Below are 16559 nucleotides of genomic sequence, written 5' to 3'. Positions count from 1 at the left end.
GAATTTTGGAGGAGTTTTGGGGAAGAAAAAATCGGGCAAAAACCGGGCACTGCGCCCGGTTCTGCTACCAGCCTGAAAAAGCCCTTACGAGCTCAACCCGCGGTTATCCAGCATCGGTTCAATCCTCGGATCGTGCCCGCGCCAGTTCCGGTAAAGTTCAGCTAAATCAGTACTATTCCCGCGCGACAAAATGGCATCGCGGAATTTCTGTCCATTTTCGCGAGTCAAACCACCCTGCTCGACAAACCACTGATAGCCATCGTCTGCCAGCATCTGGGTCCACAGGTAGGCGTAATACCCCGCCGCATAGCCGCCGCCGAAGATATGGGCGAAGTAGCTGCTGCGATAGCGCGGTGGAACGGCGGGCAGATCCAGCCCCTCTTTGTGCAGTGCTGCCGCTTCAAAGGTGTCAACATCGTCCACGGGTTCGCTGATGCCGTGCCAGTTCATATCCAGCAGCGCAGCGCTAAGCAGCTCGGTCATGTCATAACCTTTATTAAACTGCGTCGCGTTAAGCATTTTATCGCGCAGCGCCTCCGGCATCGGCTCTCCGGTCTGATAGTGGCGGGCATAGTGGGCAAACACCTGCGGATGGCTCGCCCAGTGCTCGTTGATTTGCGATGGGAACTCGACAAAATCACGCGGCGTATTGGTGCCGGAGAGGGAGGCGTAGCGCTGGCTGGCAAACAGACCGTGCAGCGTATGACCAAACTCGTGGAACAGGGTAACCACATCGTCCCAGGAGATCAGCGCCGTCTGACCGTTAGCCGGTTTTTGATAGTTGCAGACATTGTAGATAACCGGGCGCGAGGCAAACTCATACGATTGCTCGACGAAATTCCCCATCCACGCCCCACCGGCTTTCGATTCGCGGGCAAAGAAATCACCGTAGAACAGCGCCATCCCTTCACCGGTGTGGTCGAAAATTTCCCACACGCGGACATCAGGATGGTAAACCGGAATATCGAAACGCTCGACAAAGCGGAGGCCAAACAGCTGGCTTGCAGCCCAGAATACGCCATCCTGCAACACGGTGTTGAGCGCAAAGTACGGCTTGATTTGCGACTCGTCGAGAGCATATTTCGCCTGGCGCACACGCTCAGCATAAAAGGCCCAGTCCCACGCCTGCACGGTGAACCCGCCCTGCTCGTCATCAATCACTTTTTGGATATCGGCTTGCTCAAGCGTCGCTCGGGTACGTGCAGCGGGCACAATCCCGCGCATAAAAGCCAACGCGGCGGCAGGTGTTTTCGCCATTTGATCGGCGATACTCCAGCTTGCGTAGTCCTCAAACCCCAACAATTTTGCCTGACGCGCGCGCAACGCGGTGAGACGCAGGATCAGTGCCCGGGTATCGTTTTCATCCCCTTTCTGGGTACGCGTCCAGCCCGCGTTAAACAAATTTTCCCGCGTCTGACGGTCACGCAGCGCGGAAAGTGCGGGTTGTTGAGTGGTATTCAGCAGCGGAATCAACCAGCGATCGTTCAGCCCTTTCTCCGCGGCGGCATGGGCAGCCGTCGCAATCTCGTCAGGACTGAGTCCATCAAGCTGATGAGCATAATCCACGACCAGCCCACCGGCTTTGGTGGCGGCCAGCAGACGCTGATTAAACTGGCTGGTGAGGGTCGCCGCCTCGGTATTCAGCGCTTTCAGCTCCGCTTTTTCTGCATCATTCAGCCGCGCACCGGCCAGCACAAAGTGCTGGTACGTCTTTTCTGCCAGCCGACGGGATTCGGCGTCCAGCGCAGCACAATCCTGCCAGACGCTCTCCACGCGAGAGAACAGCGTGTCGTTAAGCCAGATATCGTTCGCCAGGGCAGCAAGCTCGGTAGAGATCTGCTCCTCAAGCTCCTGTAAGTCATCATTGGTGTGCGCAGAGGTCATGGCGAAGAAAACGCTGCTGACACGCGAGAGCATGGCACCGCTTTTTTCGAGCGCCAGCACGGTATTGTTGAAATCCGGGGCGGCCGTTTGCGCGACAATCGCGTCAATTTCGGCTCGCTTCTGGCGTATCGCTTCATCGAATGCCGGGCGGTAGTGGCCGTCGTTGATTTCGTCGAATCGGGGTGCCTGATAAGGCAACAGGCTGCTTTCAAAAAAGGGATTAGTGGCCGACATCTTTCACTCCTGAGTACGGTTATCTTCCCAGAGTAGGCCAGGCCGCCACTGCCTGCAATGCCGTCATACAAATGTTGCCTTAACGCATCCTTCTCGGCCGTGCTATGTTAGTACAACACAAAAAGCGTTGAGGAACAGTGAGATGATTATTTTAGTTACCGGGGCAACGGCAGGTTTTGGTGAAAGCATCACGCGTCGCTTCGTCGCCAACGGGCATAAGGTGATTGCGACGGGTCGTCGTCAGGAGCGTCTGCAGGAGCTGAAAGATGAACTGGGTGACAGCATCCTGACCGCGCAGCTTGATGTCCGTAACCGTGCCGCCATCGAAGAGATGATTGCTAACCTGCCGGCCGAATGGCGTGCCATTGACCTGCTGGTCAACAATGCCGGTCTGGCGCTCGGTATGGAGCCTGCCCACAAAGCCAGCGTCGAAGACTGGGAAAACATGATCGACACAAATAACAAGGGGCTGGTGTACATGACCCGCGCCGTGCTGCCAGGCATGGTTGAGCGCAATCGCGGCCACATTATTAACATCGGTTCGACCGCCGGAAGCTGGCCTTATGCGGGCGGTAATGTTTATGGCGCGACCAAAGCCTTCGTGCGTCAGTTCAGCCTTAACCTGCGTACCGATCTGCACGGCACCGCCATTCGCGTGACCGATATTGAGCCGGGCCTGGTAGGCGGAACCGAATTTTCCAACGTTCGGTTTAAAGGTGATGACGCGAAAGCAGACAAAACCTACGAGAATGCGAACGCCCTGACGCCGGAAGATGTCACCGAAGCGGTCTGGTGGGTGGCAACACTGCCAAAACACGTCAACATTAACACCGTAGAAATGATGCCAGTCAGCCAGAGTTTTGGCGGACTTAGCGTCCATCGTGGCTAACATTGCCCTTCCCGGCCTGCGGGCCGGGTCTGTTTCAGGCCATAAAAGAATGGTAGTATGTTCAGGCTAACTCTCTGAGAAATGACAACTCATGGCCGCTGAATCGCAACTCAATCCTACCCAGCCCGTAAACCAGCAAATCTATCGCATTTTGCGACGTGATATTGTCCATTGCCTGATCCCACCCGGAACGCCGCTCTCTGAAAAAGAGGTGTCCGTGCGGTTTGACGTGTCCCGCCAGCCCGTGCGTGAGGCGTTTATCAAGCTTGCAGAAAACGGTCTGATTCAGATCCGCCCGCAGCGCGGCAGCTATGTGAACAAAATCTCGCTCTCCCAGGTGCGTAACGGGTGTTTTGTCCGTCAGGCCATTGAGTGCGCGGTGGCGCGCCGTGCCGCATCCTTGATTGATGACAACCAGTGCTACCTGCTGGAGCAAAACCTGCATCAGCAGCGTATTGCGATTGACCGCAAACAGCTCAACGACTTCTTCCAGCTTGATGACGAGTTTCACCAGAAGCTGGCGCAAATTGCGGACTGTCAACTGGCCTGGGACACGATTGAAAACATCAAAGCCACCATCGACCGCGTGCGCTATATGAGCCTCGACCACGTCTCACCACCGGAAATGTTGCTACGACAGCATCATGATATTTTCAGTGCGCTGGAAAAACGCGATCAGGACGGTGTAGAAAAAGCGATGACGCTGCACCTGCAGGAAATCAGCGAATCCGTACAGTTAATTCGTCAGGAAAACAGCGACTGGTTTAGCGAAGAGTAAAATACGCCGCCCCCGTTTCGGTTGCGGCGAAGAGATTAGCGAACCACCAGCACCGGAATACTCGCATAGCGCAGGATAGATTCCGCATTTGAACCGAGCAGATGGGTGCTGATGCTCGGGTTTTTCGACCCGATGACGATCACGTCATATTCCCCTTCTTTGCTCAGTTTGATAATTTCGTCACGCACGTTGCCAAAGCAGACCAGGCTGTGGATATTTTCCCCGGGGAGATCAAACAGCCTTTTTAGCTCGTTCATTTTCTTCCCGGATTCCGCGGTCATAAACGCTTCAAACTTTTTGATATCGGCGTTGAATCCGCGCAGCAACGAGCGGCTGCTGTTGGGGAGAATGTTCACCAGCGTAATCGACGCACCTTCCGCCTTTGCAAGGTTGGCCGCGTGGCGAACCGCTTTGTCGCTCAATTCCATTTCAAATACATCAACAGGCATTAAAATCTTCTTATACATAAGCCTGACTCCTTATTCCTGTGAAAGGGGTATTCCCTGCTTCAAGAATGACAGCCGGAATATAAACAAACCCTAAACGCTTGCCAGCAGAAACTATCAATAAAGGAAAATAAATGTGGGCTTTGTAAATTGCTGTCGTGAACCGTCAGCACCCAACAATATTGAGAAAAAAGTGTGAATTTGATCAAAAACAAAAAAATGAGATGCAGACAGGCGTATTTATAGTGCCCCGTGAACGGTGAAACCTGAAATAGCGCCGTAACGGATAAGTGAGAGAGGAGAAAATACCATGATAACATACGACCGTAACCGTAACGCAATTACCACCGGCAGCCGTGTAATGATCAATGCCACAGGACACACCGGCGTGATTAAAGCGATCCACAGCGAAGGGCTGGATGCCGCGCAGGTGCGTCGCAGCAAAACGGTAGAAGTGGAAGGTTGTGAAGGTAAGTTCGAACCGATTGAACTGATTCGCCTGGGTATGCACTGATTCATGCGACATCATGCCGCCGCACGCGGCGGCATGTGATGACTTAGCCGTTCGCCGCGTACTCTGCGACCGTGGCTTTTGCACCTTTTTGCACTAACGTCTGGTAAGCACGCAGTACCGCATCCACAAAGACGGTTTCATGCGGGAGTTCTTTGCCAAAAATGGCCTCAATGCCCAGCAGCGCCTTCACCCGGTCTTCGCCCTCAGCACTTCCCTTCACCGCCGCCTGAATGACCGCCAGCTGCGGGTCGCTCACGTCGATAGCGTTGCCCTGCTCATCGACACCACCGACATACCGCATCCAGCCTGCAATGCCTAATGCCAGCAGCGGGAAGCTTTTTTGATGCACCAGATGCCAGCGCACGGAATCGAGCATACGCTGCGGGAGCTTCTGGCTGCCGTCCATTGCGATTTGCCAGGTACGGTGACGTAACGCCGGGTTGCTGTAGCGGGCAATCAACAGGTCTGCATAGTGGCCTAAATCAACGCCTTTCACTTTTAAGGTCGGCGCCTGCTCGTTCAGCATCAGCGCATGGGCGGCAGTACGGTAGTGTTCGTCTTCCATGCAGTCGTTGATGTGCGGGTACCCCGCCAGATAGCCAAGATACGCGAGGAAAGAGTGACTGCCGTTAAGCATGCGCAGCTTCATCTCTTCAAACGGAATGACGTCTGAAACCAGCTCCGCCCCGGCCTTTTCCCACTGCGGACGGCCTGCAACAAAGTTGTCCTCAATCACCCACTGACGGAACGGTTCGCACGCCACGCCTGCCGGGTCACGAACGCCGGTCAGCTGTTCAATTTTATCCAGCGTCTCCGGTGTAACCGCGGGAACAATGCGATCCACCATGGTGGACGGGAAAGTGACGCTGGATTCAATCCAGTCTGCCAGCTCGCCGTCAACCGCACGGGCATAAGCGCAGGTCACATTACGCATGACGTGACCGTTCTCCGGCATATTGTCACAGGACATGACGCTAAACGCGGGCAGCCCGGCAGCTTTGCGTCGCGCGAGTGCTTCCACCACCACACCCGGCGCAGATTTCGGCTGATGCGGGTTTTTCAGGTCGGCGGCGATTAACGGGTGATCGAGCATCAGTTTCCCGGTCGCCGGCGAGTGGCAATATCCCTTTTCAGTAATGGTGAGCGAGACAATCGCCACCTGCGGCTCACACAGTGCGGCCAGCACGCGTTCCAGCCCGTCAACCTGTGCATGCAGTGCGTTCCTGACCACGCCCACCACCCGCGATGTCCACGCATCGGCAGACATTTCCGCCACGGTGTAGAGATGATCCTGTGCGTTCAGATCGGCAATCTGCTGTTCACCGCCAATCAGGTTTACCTCACAGTAACCCCAGTCGCTGTTGTGTTCCGCGGCGAGAATGTCGGCGTACACCGCCTGGTGCGCACGGTGAAATGCGCCAAACCCTAAATGAACAATGCGTGCCTTGAGGCGATCGCGATCGTACTGAGGAAGCGTCGCTTTCGCCTGTAATAACCGGTTTTCCATGATTAAGACTCGTTAAGTTATGTACGCTGGGATTCGCTGCCGCTCTAAACGAGCAGCAGCGCCTGCTGACTACACCAACTAGAATGGCAGTCGGGGTAAAAAAGAACTGCCATTAACCATACTGATCCTGCAGTTTGAGATTTTGATTTATATTAACTTTTACGCATGTGGTGTGACATGAACATAAAGTTGTGTGACAGGTCACTAAAGATATAAACCATTACCACCGCGATGAAACCGCCCCATAGCCAACGGAATCACGTGCCGGCCCCTCCGCCGCATCTTCCGCCACGCTCAAATCACGATCGCAGACCTCTGGCATGCAGATGGCGGCGATGAGCCCAATCACGGAGTAGGCGATCATCATGGCGACAATTGGCCACCAGGAACCGGTCATATTGCAGAAGATCCCGGCGAGCACTGGCCCGAAGCCTACCGCCACCAGCCCGCCCGCCTCTTTTGAGATAGCCATCCGGGTAAAGCGGTTACGCGAGCCAAACATCTCCGCCATCGTGATGTTTTCCAGGGCGAACAGTCCCAGTACGGCGAAATTATGGATAACGATGATGGAAAGCATGATCACACCCGGCGCATAGCTCTTATCAACGATAATCGACAGCATCGGGTACGCCAGAATAATGGCGGAGATATTGAGCAGAATGTACGGCAGACGACGCCCCACTTTATCGGAGAGCCAGCCCAACAGCGGGATAGAGATAAACCCGAGAATTGAGCTTATCATCAGTGCATCGGTGGGGATCGCTTTATCGAACAGCAGCGTCTGAACCAGATACCCGGCAAGAAACGTCTGGATCAGTCCCGAATTCCCCGCCTGACCAAAACGCAGCCCGGTTGCCAGCCAGAAGGACTTACTCTTCACCATCGCTGCAAATGATAAATCGTGTTTTGTCACCGGTGCGGTTGTCCCAGCCTCGTTCACTTTTTCAAATACCGGGCTCTCCTTGAGGTTCATTCGCAGCCAGATGGCGAAGATCATTACCACCACGCTTGCAAGAAACGGTACACGCCAGCCCCAGGCAACCAACTGTTCGCGGTCGAGGGCAAAGAACATAACTGCCCAGATAGCCGTTGCACTTAGCGTCCCGCAGTTGGTGCCCATCGCCACCAGCGAGGAGATAATGCCGCGTTTCCCTTTAGGGGCGTACTCCGCCAGCATGGTCCCGGCGCCGGAGATTTCAGCCCCTGCCCCCAGCCCCTGGATAATACGCAGCGTCACTAACAGGACGGGCGCGAAAATCCCAATCTGCGCGTAGGTCGGCAAGACCCCGATCAGGGTCGTGCAGATCCCCATCATAGTAATGGTGATAAACAGCACCTTTTTACGGCCAATACTGTCGCCCATTCGCCCGAAGATAAAGGCGCCGACAATGCGCGCGATATAGCCTGCGCCGTACGTCCCCATCGCCAGAATCAGCGCCATTGCGGCCGATTGTTCCGGGAAGAAGATCTCATGGAATACCAGTGCGGCCCCCAGCGAATAGAGCTGGAAATCCATAAACTCCAGTGCGGTACCCAGCCAGCCGGAAACGGCGGCTTTCACCAGATCTGAAGTCGTTCTTTGTGGTTGTGTTTGCGTCATAATGGCTATCTCTGCAAGGTAAGATGCGTACCACTCAGAGCCTGTCTGCGCAGGCTCTTAACCGCGTGAATTATTATTGCCCGAACGTGAGTAAGACTTTGCAGCACTGCCGCTGATCTTTTTCAAACCGTTCGATGGCGTCTGTTACGTGGTGATAGTCAAAGGTGTGGGTGATCAGTTTGTCCGGGTCGATCAGCCCCTTTTCCAGCCAGTCGATGACGACGGGGAATTTGTTGGCATTCAGCCGTGATGAGAATATCGCCAGCTCTTTTCCGGTGATCCCCTGCTGAACAATCTGGCTTGGGTCGCTGGAAAACCCCATCAGCACGATGCGTGCCGCCGGAGAGGCAATGGTGATGGCTTCCTGTAAAATTGTCGGATGACAGGCTGCGTCAATAATAAGCGTCGGTTTGATCCCTTTTTCTTCCAGCGCCGCCTGTAACGACAGCTCTGCGTTGTTGAACACCCAGTCCGCGCCGCTGCGTTGCGCCATCGCCAGCCGTTCATTGATCCGATCGACTACGATAACCTGCTTCACCTTATAGACACCTTTCAGCGCCTGGACGGTGACAAGCCCCATGGGACCTGCGCCGTAGATCAGGGCGATATCCTGCCCGGTGGGTTGTGCGTGGCCCGTCACGTTAGCGGCAATCGTGAACGGCTCGATCATTACCGCGTGTTTATCAGGAATAGCGTCCGGAACAACCCAGGCATTTTTTGCCGGTACGACGGCATACTCACTAAAGCCTCCGTCGCGATGAACGCCCAGCACCACCAGAGAGGTACAGACATTGGGTTTGCCCACGGAGCACGGATAGCAGTGTCCGCAGCTGATCACCGGGTCAACCGATACGCGTTCGCCCACGCGGGCCGGGTCAACTCCCTCACCAACGGCATCAATCTCACCAAAAAATTCATGGCCAATCACGCGCGGGTATCGCGCAAACGGATTATGCCCGCGGTAAATATGGCTGTCTGAACCGCAAATACCGGCCAGTTTGACGTTGACGCGCACTTCACCTGCCGCGGGTTCCGGGAGTGGACGATCTTCAATCACCAGTGCATTGGGTTGTTGAATCACTACGCTTTTCATCGTTCGCTCCTCGTTTACCAGTTCCACAACGTGCCATCTTCGAGACGGGCAACCGGAAGATAGGCAGGATCGTACGGGTATTTCGCCGCCAGTTTTTCGTCAAATTCAATACCCAGCCCGGGTTTGTCGCCCGGATGCATATAGCCATTATCAAAGCGCCAGCTGTGCGGGAAGACCTCCAGCATTTGTTCGGAGTAACCCATATATTCCTGTACACCAAAGTTTGGCACCCACAGGTCAAAATGCAGCGCGGCGGCGTGGCAAACAGGCGACAGATCCGACGGTCCATGTGAGCCGGTACGCACCTGATAAAGCGAGGCGAAGTCCGCGATGCGCCGCATGCCGGTGATGCCGCCCGCGTGGGTAATGGTGGTGCGGATATAGTCGATAAGCTGCTCTTCAATAAGCAGTTTGCAGTCCCAGATGCTGTTAAACACTTCTCCAACCGCAATCGGCGTGACCGTGTGCTGACGGATCAGACGGAAGCAGGCCTGGTTTTCCGCTGGCGTAGGATCTTCCATCCAGAACATACGGAATGCTTCAATGCTCTTACCGAATCGCGCTGCCTCAATCGGGGTCAAACGGTGGTGCATGTCGTGCAAAAGATGCTCATTAAAGCCAAACTTACTGCGCACCGCATCGAACAGCTTCGGTGTGAAATCGAGGTATTTTTCAGTGGACCAGAGCTGCTCTTCCGGCCAGTCACCTTTAGTGGCGGGCTCGTAGGCCAGCCCTTTTCCTTTCGACATGCCATAGGTGGTTTTCATACCCGGCACGCCGCACTGGACGCGGATTGCCTTAAAGCCCATCTCTTTATGCCGGGCGTAATCTTCCAGCACGTCATCAATGGAGTGTCCGGTGGTATGACAATAGACCATCACCCCTTCCCGGGATGCGCCGCCCAGCAGCTGGTAGAGCGGCATATTGGCCGCTTTGGCTTTGATATCCCACAGTGCCATATCCACGGCGGAAATGGCCGACATGGTGACCGGACCACGACGCCAGTAGGCGCCTTTATAGAAGAACTGCCAGATATCCTCAATGCGGTGCGCATCACGGCCGATCAACTGCGGGCAGAGGTGATCTTTCAGATAAGAGGCCACCGAAAGTTCACGTCCGTTGAGGGTGGCATCACCCAGGCCGACGATGCCCTCGTCGGTGGTAATTTTAAGGGTGACAAAGTTACGCCCCGGGCAGGTAACAAAGACTTCAGCCCCGACAATCTTCATAATCCATTTCCTTACATCGCTCATTGTGATGCTGGAAACTTACTCTTCTGCACTACTACCATACAAGTATAATGATCATAAAATCAGCGAACGGTCACAAAAAAATCGGGCGCTCAGGCGCGCCCCCATCCGGCAACAATAATCAACATGCCGCACAGCGCAACCAGCGCCCCGGCCCAGTCATAGGCGCTGAGCTTCACACCATCCACCACGCGTAACCACAGCAGCGCGGTACAGACATAAACCCCGCCATAAGCGGCGTAGACGCGCCCGCTGGCCGCCGGGTGCAGCGTCAACAGCCAGACAAACAGGGCCAGCGCAATGCCCGCCGGGATCAGCAGGAAGACGGTTGCCCCCTTCTTCAGCCAGAGCCACGGAAGGAAGCAGCCGATGATTTCACACAGCGCAGTGGCAAAAAAAAGCAGAGTGGTTTTGAGCATATTTACGGTCATGTGATGATTTATTTAGACATCATACCTGATGATATCGTTTACTTTTCCATACCCGTGCCGCGGGTATGCCGTTATTTCTCTTTGGTGTAGAATCTGAACGGGATAACTTAATTATCTGCGCCCATTTAAAAGGAAACGCTATGACTACATTAAGCAAACGCCTTTGTCTGACAGCCCTGCTGGCGCTGTCATCGTTCGCCTTTGCCGCCTCTGCCACCGCTGAAACCAGCAAACTCATTATTGAGTCTGGCGACAGCGCGCAAAGCCGTCAGAACGCCGCCATGGACAAAGAACAATGGAATGACACCCGTAGCCTTCGCCAGAAGGTGAACAAACGTGTTGAAAAAGAGTGGGACAAAGAAGATGTCGCTTTCGACGCGCGCGATAAGTGTCAGCAAAGTGCCAACGTTAACGCCTACTGGGAGCCAAATACCCTGCGCTGCCTGGATCGTCGTACTGGCCGCACGGTCGCGCCATAATGTCAGTGCAGTGTGACGTTAAGCTCCGCCCGCTGGAGCGTGAAGACCTGCGCTTCGTCCACCAGCTCGACAATAACGCCAGCGTGATGCGCTACTGGTTCGAAGAGCCTTACGAGGCGTTTGTTGAGCTGTCGGATCTCTACGACAAGCACATTCACGATCAAAGCGAACGCCGTTTTGTCGTGGAGTGTGAAGGTGAAAAAGCCGGTCTGGTGGAACTGGTTGAGATCAACCACGTTCATCGTCGGGCAGAATTCCAGATTATCATTTCACCTGAGCATCAGGGGAAAGGTCTTGCCACGCGGGCGGCGAAGCTGGCGATGGATTACGGATTCAACGTCCTCAATCTCTACAAGCTTTATCTCATCGTGGATAAAGAGAACGAGAAAGCGATCCATATCTACCGCAAGCTGGGCTTTATGGTGGAAGGCGAACTGGTTCACGAGTTCTTTATCAACGGTGAATACCGCAACACCATTCGCATGTGCATCTTCCAGCATCAGCACCTGGCCGGACACAAACCGTCAGGCGCCAGCCTGCTGAAACCCACCGCGCAGTAACCTGCGCGGCTTTTTCTCAGTAGTATTCAATACTGTTCTTAATGGTGTACTTGCGCTCAACGGCGGGCTTCACGCTGTTGTCGGTGATCGTCAGATCGCAACTCACCGGATTATTGTGTCGATCGTAATCGCAGCTCTGATTGACGTTGCCCAGCGGTTTGTCATTCAGCATGCTCACGGCGGAGTAATCCATTCTTTTGCGAAGGTCTTTAGACGGCGTCGACTGGACGGATAAATGCTGGTCCCCGGAGACGGTGGTTTTCCCCAGCGGATAGCCATCCGCATCATAGCGGTACTTCACTTCCATCTCTTTGCCGTGCGCCGCCACCACAAACCCGTTATCGTCGGTATCCCACGTTACGCCCGCCGACGGCAATTCGGCCAGCTGGCATTTCCCCTGCAGTTTCACTTTTCGCTGCTGGGTTTCCGCATCAAGGTAGTAATTAGCATCCAGTACCAGCGCCACGCCGGTATTGGCCTCGAGGTCGTGCAGTTCGAGGGTATCGAAACACCCTTCCGTCGACATCGTACCGGTTACCCGTTTGGAGACTTCACCTTTGTCATTGAACAGTGTCTGGGTGAAGTCTTTTACCGGGCCGCGCAGAGGGTCAAAATCAAATTCATTGGAGAAGCTCGCCATCTCGGGCGTAAACGACAGCGGCGCGGAAGGGTTGTCGCACCCCACCAGTGTTGCTGCCAGTAGCGTTATCGCTGCGTAGTTCTTCACATCATTTACCGAATCAGGGAGAGTATTCCCGATCATATTAGCAAATACCGTTGTTCACACGATAGCAAAATGTCAGGCGAAAAGAGACGTACAATCAATGCATTAATCTCTCTTGCCCTCTGCAAAACCTCGCCAGAACGAGAAGGCGCTGTGCCCTCTGTTGAACAGGAAACACACCTGCTTTGAGCGCATGACGGATATTCTGTGACATATTAACAACATGAAAACGCCGGCAGATTGCGCCATCTAACTTTTTTCTTTGATATATTAAATGTTTAACATCCCCTTTCTTCCTCTATAAGGATGCGCTACCCTCACAAATGCGTTCGCGTCCAAAACCGCCTGGAATCTCTATGCTTTCTTTATTCATGAAAAAACGTAGGCAAAACGCTGATTTTTGATTGCTCATCAAAGGTTAAAAAATGAAAAAAACAATCCCTGAATATACGCCTGTTGACTTATCACGTTGGGCCAGAAAAGAACATTTCGAGGTATTTCAGTCCTTTGCTCAATCTACATTTAATCAAACTGTTCAAATAGACATCACCGCATTGCTCAAGGATATAAAAGAACTGGGCTGGAAATTTTATCCGACGATGATTTCCCTCCTTTCTAAAATCGTCAACAACCATTCGGAATTCCGTATGGCCATGAAGAACAATGAACTTGTCATATGGAATGAAATTCATCCAAGCTATACCATTTTCCATAATGAAACGGAGACCTTTTCTTCTTTATGGAGTCACTTCGATGGCAATATTGACCATTTCCAGAACGTTTATTCGGAAGATGTTGCTCGCTATGGTAATACCCTTTCTTATTGGCCGAAGGAAGAGTCGCGGGAAAATGTATTTTTCGTGTCGGCGATCCCCTGGTCAAGTTTTACCAGTTTTAATATCAACGTAGCCAATATGCAGAACTTTTTTGCCCCCATGTTCACTATGGGGAAATACGTCAACCAGGGTGGAAAAGTATTGTTGCCCCTCGCCGTGCAGGTCCATCATTCCGTGTGCGATGGTTTCCATGTGGCAAGATTGTTCAATGAGTTACAGGCGATGTGTGATGACTTACGGCATCACTCCGGCGAACGACAGGTGCAGAGCAAAACGCACCGCGCTTAGCGTCGCGATGCCGGGCGGGTATAACCGCCCGCAGGACGTGTTGATGGAAATTGGGGAAAATGAGCGCAGGAAGCCTGTATAAGATTGTTCAGAAAGTTATCCCCAATAACAAAAGCTTACACGAACCCTGCTAAGCTTAACCGACACACAGAGAAAAGGAGCTACAGATGAAACGGTTACCCTGGATTACCGCCCTGCTGTTAATGAGCGCTTCTACAGCGGCTCTGGCTGCCCCGGATTCCTGCGAGCGCGTAAAAAGCGACATTCAACAGAAAATCATCAATAACGGCGTGCCCGAGTCCGGCTTTACGTTGAATATTGTGCCAAACGATCAGGCTGACCAGCCGGATGCACAGGTTGTCGGTCATTGTGCGAACGATACCTTTAAAATTCTCTATACCCGCACCGGTAGCGGTGCCGCATCAGGGATGCAGGATAATGGTCAGGGCGAACCTCAGTGATTTTAATCACTTTCTCGCGGCCAATTCCCTTTGACTTGATGAGGATTAATATTTAATACCTCCAAATAAGTAACATTCACCCCATCATTAGCCCGGTTGTAATCACGGGCGAAAATAATACGCAATTAAAATGATGGGGTGAGTTATGTCCGATGTCGAAAATCACGGCGGGATCAGCCGTCGAACGTTGGTTAAATCCACTGCAATAGGCTCTCTGGCACTTGCCGCCGGGGGGATTTCACTGCCTTTTGGCCTCAAAAGCGCCGCTGCCGCGGTACAAAACGCCGTAAAGCCCGCTGAAGACAAAGTGGTCTGGGGTGCCTGCTCGGTCAACTGCGGGAGCCGTTGTGCGCTGCGCCTTCACGTCCGTGATGAAGAAGTTTACTGGGTCGAAACGGATAACACCGGTGAGGATATTTATGGCAATCATCAGGTTCGCGCCTGCCTGCGCGGGCGTTCTATTCGCCGTCGGATCAATCACCCCGATCGTCTGAACTACCCCATGAAGCGCGTAGGGAAACGCGGTGAAGGAAAATTTGAGCGTATCTCATGGGATGAAGCCCTGGACACCCTTACCCGCAGCCTGAAAGATGTCGTCGAAAAATACGGCAACGAAGCGGTCTACATTAACTACTCCTCCGGCATTGTGGGCGGCAATATCACCCGCTCCTCCCCTTATGCTTCGCTGGTCGCGCGTCTGATGAACTGCTACGGCGGCTTTTTAAGCCACTATGGCACATACAGCACCGCGCAAATAGCCTGTGCAATGCCCTACACCTACGGCAGCAACGATGGCAACAGCACCTCAGATATTGAAAACACGAAGCTGGTGGTGATGTTCGGTAATAACCCGGCAGAGACGCGCATGAGTGGCGGCGGGATAACCTATTATCTCGAGCAGGCCCGCGAGCGCTCTCACGCGCGCATGATCGTCATCGATCCGCGGTATACCGACACCGCCGCCGGGCGCGAAGACGAGTGGATCCCGATTCGTCCGGGGACGGACGCCGCGCTGGTCGCGGGTATCGCCTGGGTACTGATCGACGAAAACCTTGTCGATCAGCCGTTCCTCGACACGTACTGCGTCGGCTATGACGAAAAAACGCTGCCGGAAGGTGCGCCTGCTAACGGGCATTACAAAGCGTATATTCTCGGTCAGGGTGATGATGGCATCGCCAAAACGCCGGAATGGGCCTCGCGCATCACAGGCATACCGGCCGATCGCATCATCAAGCTTGCACGGGAAATTGGCAGTACCAAACCGGCCTACATCTGTCAGGGCTGGGGCCCACAGCGCCAGGCCAACGGCGAGCTGACCTCCCGCGCCATTGCCATGTTGCCGATTTTGACCGGAAACGTCGGTATCAACGGCGGTAACAGCGGCGCGCGTGAATCGACCTACACGATCACCATTGAGCGTATGCCACTGCCGGATAACCCGGTGAAAACGCAAATCTCATGCTTTAGCTGGACCGACGCCATCGCGCGCGGACCCGAAATGACCGCCCTGCGCGACGGCGTGCGGGGAAAAGAGAAGCTGGATGTGCCGATCAAATTCATCTGGAACTACGCTGGCAACACCATCATCAACCAGCATTCCGACATCAACAAAACCCACGATATTCTGCAGGACGAGAGTAAATGCGAAACCATCGTGGTGATCGACAACTTTATGACCTCGTCGGCGAAATATGCTGACATCCTGCTGCCCGATTTAATGACCGTTGAGCAGGAAGACATTATTCCTAACGATTATGCAGGCAACATGGGCTACCTGATTTTCCTTCAGCCCGTGACCGCGCCGAAATTTGAGCGCAAACCGATCTACTGGATCATGAGTGAAGTGGCGAAACGCCTCGGCCCGGATATTCATCAGCGATTTACCGAAGGACGTACCCAGGCGCAGTGGCTGCAGTATCTGTATGCCAAAATGCTCGAAAAAGATCCGCAGTTGCCGTCCTATGACGAACTGAAAGAGAGGGGTATTTATAAGCGTAAAGATCCGGCCGGGCACTTCGTGGCCTATAAAAAATTCCGCGATGATCCGCAGGCTTATCCGCTCAACACCCCCTCGGGCAAGATTGAAATTTACTCCAGCAAGCTGGCAGAGATTGCGGCTACCTGGGAGCTCGCCGACGACGAAACCATCAGCCCGCTGCCGGTCTACGCCTCGACCTTCGACGGCTGGGACGCCCCGGAACGTCATAAATTCCCGCTGCAGCTCTTCGGCTTCCACTTCAAAGCCCGCACCCACTCCAGCTACGGCAATGTCGACGTGCTGAAAGCCGCCTGCCGTCAGGAGGTCTGGCTTAACCCCGTGGACGCGGCGCAACGCGGCATCAAAAATGGCGATACGGTGCGCGTGTTTAACGATCGCGGCGAGGTGCGCATCGAAGCGAAAGTCACACCACGCATCATGCCCGGCGTAAGCGCGATGGGCCAGGGAGCCTGGCATGACGCCAATATGAACGGCGATCGTGTCGACCACGGTTCATGCATCAACACCCTGACCACGCACCGCCCGTCACCGCTGGCCAAAGGTAACCCGCAGCACACCAATCTGGTGCAGATCGAGAAGGCGTAAG

General features: G+C 54.0%; 16 protein-coding genes. 8 read left to right on the top strand and 8 right to left on the bottom strand.

Features of this window, described 5'->3' with window-relative positions; all coding sequences use genetic code 11:
* Nucleotides 1-84 precede the first annotated feature (84 nt).
* Nucleotides 85-2118, bottom strand: a complete 2034-nt coding sequence (dcp, locus tag AM379_RS18480; protein ID WP_106504016.1) for a peptidyl-dipeptidase Dcp — start codon at nucleotides 2116-2118, stop codon at nucleotides 85-87.
* A 142-nt stretch (nucleotides 2119-2260) separates the two neighbouring features.
* Here dcp and ydfG point away from each other — a divergent pair, with 142 nt between their 5' ends.
* A complete protein-coding gene (ydfG, locus tag AM379_RS18475) occupies nucleotides 2261-3007 on the top strand; it encodes a bifunctional NADP-dependent 3-hydroxy acid dehydrogenase/3-hydroxypropionate dehydrogenase YdfG (RefSeq protein ID WP_020884259.1) in 747 nt (248 codons plus the stop codon).
* Between the two features lie 91 nt (nucleotides 3008-3098).
* Nucleotides 3099-3785, top strand: a complete 687-nt coding sequence (locus AM379_RS18470; protein ID WP_014169893.1) for a GntR family transcriptional regulator — start codon at nucleotides 3099-3101, stop codon at nucleotides 3783-3785.
* Between the two features lie 35 nt (nucleotides 3786-3820).
* Here AM379_RS18470 and AM379_RS18465 read toward each other — a convergent pair whose 3' ends face one another.
* The gene (locus AM379_RS18465; protein ID WP_014169892.1) at nucleotides 3821-4252 is read right to left on the bottom strand and encodes a universal stress protein; all 432 of its coding nucleotides are present in this window, start codon (nucleotides 4250-4252) and stop codon (nucleotides 3821-3823) included.
* 289 nt (nucleotides 4253-4541) lie between these two features.
* Between AM379_RS18465 and ydfZ the strand changes: the two genes are divergently transcribed.
* The gene (ydfZ, locus tag AM379_RS18460) at nucleotides 4542-4745 is read left to right on the top strand and encodes a putative selenium delivery protein YdfZ (RefSeq protein WP_032678064.1); all 204 of its coding nucleotides are present in this window, start codon (nucleotides 4542-4544) and stop codon (nucleotides 4743-4745) included.
* 43 nt (nucleotides 4746-4788) lie between these two features.
* Here the strand turns inward: ydfZ and AM379_RS18455 are convergent, their stop codons facing one another.
* The 5 genes from AM379_RS18455 to AM379_RS18435 form a co-directional block, all read right to left on the bottom strand.
* Nucleotides 4789-6252, bottom strand: a complete 1464-nt coding sequence (locus AM379_RS18455; protein WP_032678063.1) for a mannitol dehydrogenase family protein — start codon at nucleotides 6250-6252, stop codon at nucleotides 4789-4791.
* A gap of 220 nt (nucleotides 6253-6472) precedes the next feature.
* Nucleotides 6473-7852 (bottom strand): MFS transporter, encoded by a 1380-nt coding sequence (locus tag AM379_RS18450; protein ID WP_106504015.1) that lies wholly within the window; start codon nucleotides 7850-7852, stop codon nucleotides 6473-6475.
* A 73-nt stretch (nucleotides 7853-7925) separates the two neighbouring features.
* The gene (locus AM379_RS18445) at nucleotides 7926-8945 is read right to left on the bottom strand and encodes a Zn-dependent oxidoreductase (RefSeq protein ID WP_025204304.1); all 1020 of its coding nucleotides are present in this window, start codon (nucleotides 8943-8945) and stop codon (nucleotides 7926-7928) included.
* Nucleotides 8946-8959: 14 nt separating this feature from the next.
* A complete protein-coding gene (gene rspA / locus AM379_RS18440; protein WP_032678062.1) occupies nucleotides 8960-10174 on the bottom strand; it encodes a starvation-sensing protein RspA in 1215 nt (404 codons plus the stop codon).
* Between the two features lie 113 nt (nucleotides 10175-10287).
* Nucleotides 10288-10614, bottom strand: a complete 327-nt coding sequence (locus AM379_RS18435; protein ID WP_025204305.1) for a YnfA family protein — start codon at nucleotides 10612-10614, stop codon at nucleotides 10288-10290.
* A gap of 152 nt (nucleotides 10615-10766) precedes the next feature.
* Between AM379_RS18435 and AM379_RS18430 the strand changes: the two genes are divergently transcribed.
* Complete coding sequence (locus tag AM379_RS18430; protein WP_020884264.1) at nucleotides 10767-11105, top strand: DUF1283 family protein; 339 nt, start codon at nucleotides 10767-10769, stop codon at nucleotides 11103-11105.
* Nucleotides 11105-11665, top strand: a complete 561-nt coding sequence (speG, locus tag AM379_RS18425) for a spermidine N1-acetyltransferase (RefSeq protein WP_020884265.1) — start codon at nucleotides 11105-11107, stop codon at nucleotides 11663-11665. Before AM379_RS18430 ends, speG begins: the two co-directional genes overlap by 1 nt.
* 16 nt (nucleotides 11666-11681) lie before the next feature.
* Here speG and AM379_RS18420 read toward each other — a convergent pair whose 3' ends face one another.
* On the bottom strand, nucleotides 11682-12428 hold the full coding sequence (locus tag AM379_RS18420; protein WP_032670404.1) for a YnfC family lipoprotein: 747 nt from the start codon (nucleotides 12426-12428) through the stop codon (nucleotides 11682-11684).
* A 386-nt stretch (nucleotides 12429-12814) separates the two neighbouring features.
* On the opposite strand from AM379_RS18420, the gene catA reads away from it, so the two are divergent.
* The 3 genes from catA to ynfE all read left to right on the top strand — a co-directional run bounded on the left by catA (nucleotide 12815) and on the right by ynfE (nucleotide 16558).
* The gene (gene catA, locus AM379_RS18415) at nucleotides 12815-13513 is read left to right on the top strand and encodes a type A chloramphenicol O-acetyltransferase (RefSeq protein ID WP_014169882.1); all 699 of its coding nucleotides are present in this window, start codon (nucleotides 12815-12817) and stop codon (nucleotides 13511-13513) included.
* Nucleotides 13514-13680: 167 nt separating this feature from the next.
* Nucleotides 13681-13974, top strand: a complete 294-nt coding sequence (locus AM379_RS18410; RefSeq protein ID WP_014169881.1) for a DUF1161 domain-containing protein — start codon at nucleotides 13681-13683, stop codon at nucleotides 13972-13974.
* Between the two features lie 145 nt (nucleotides 13975-14119).
* Nucleotides 14120-16558, top strand: coding sequence for a selenate/tellurate reductase subunit YnfE (gene ynfE, locus AM379_RS18405; RefSeq protein WP_063925017.1), 2439 nt, complete (start codon nucleotides 14120-14122; stop codon nucleotides 16556-16558).
* Nucleotide 16559 lies beyond the last annotated feature (1 nt).

The sequence above is a fragment of the Enterobacter cloacae complex sp. FDA-CDC-AR_0132 genome (genome assembly GCF_003010695.1).
Classification (GTDB): domain Bacteria; phylum Pseudomonadota; class Gammaproteobacteria; order Enterobacterales; family Enterobacteriaceae; genus Enterobacter; species Enterobacter ludwigii.
The sequence above is the reverse complement of the archived record's forward strand: the minus strand, read 5'-3'. Positions and strand labels throughout refer to the sequence as shown.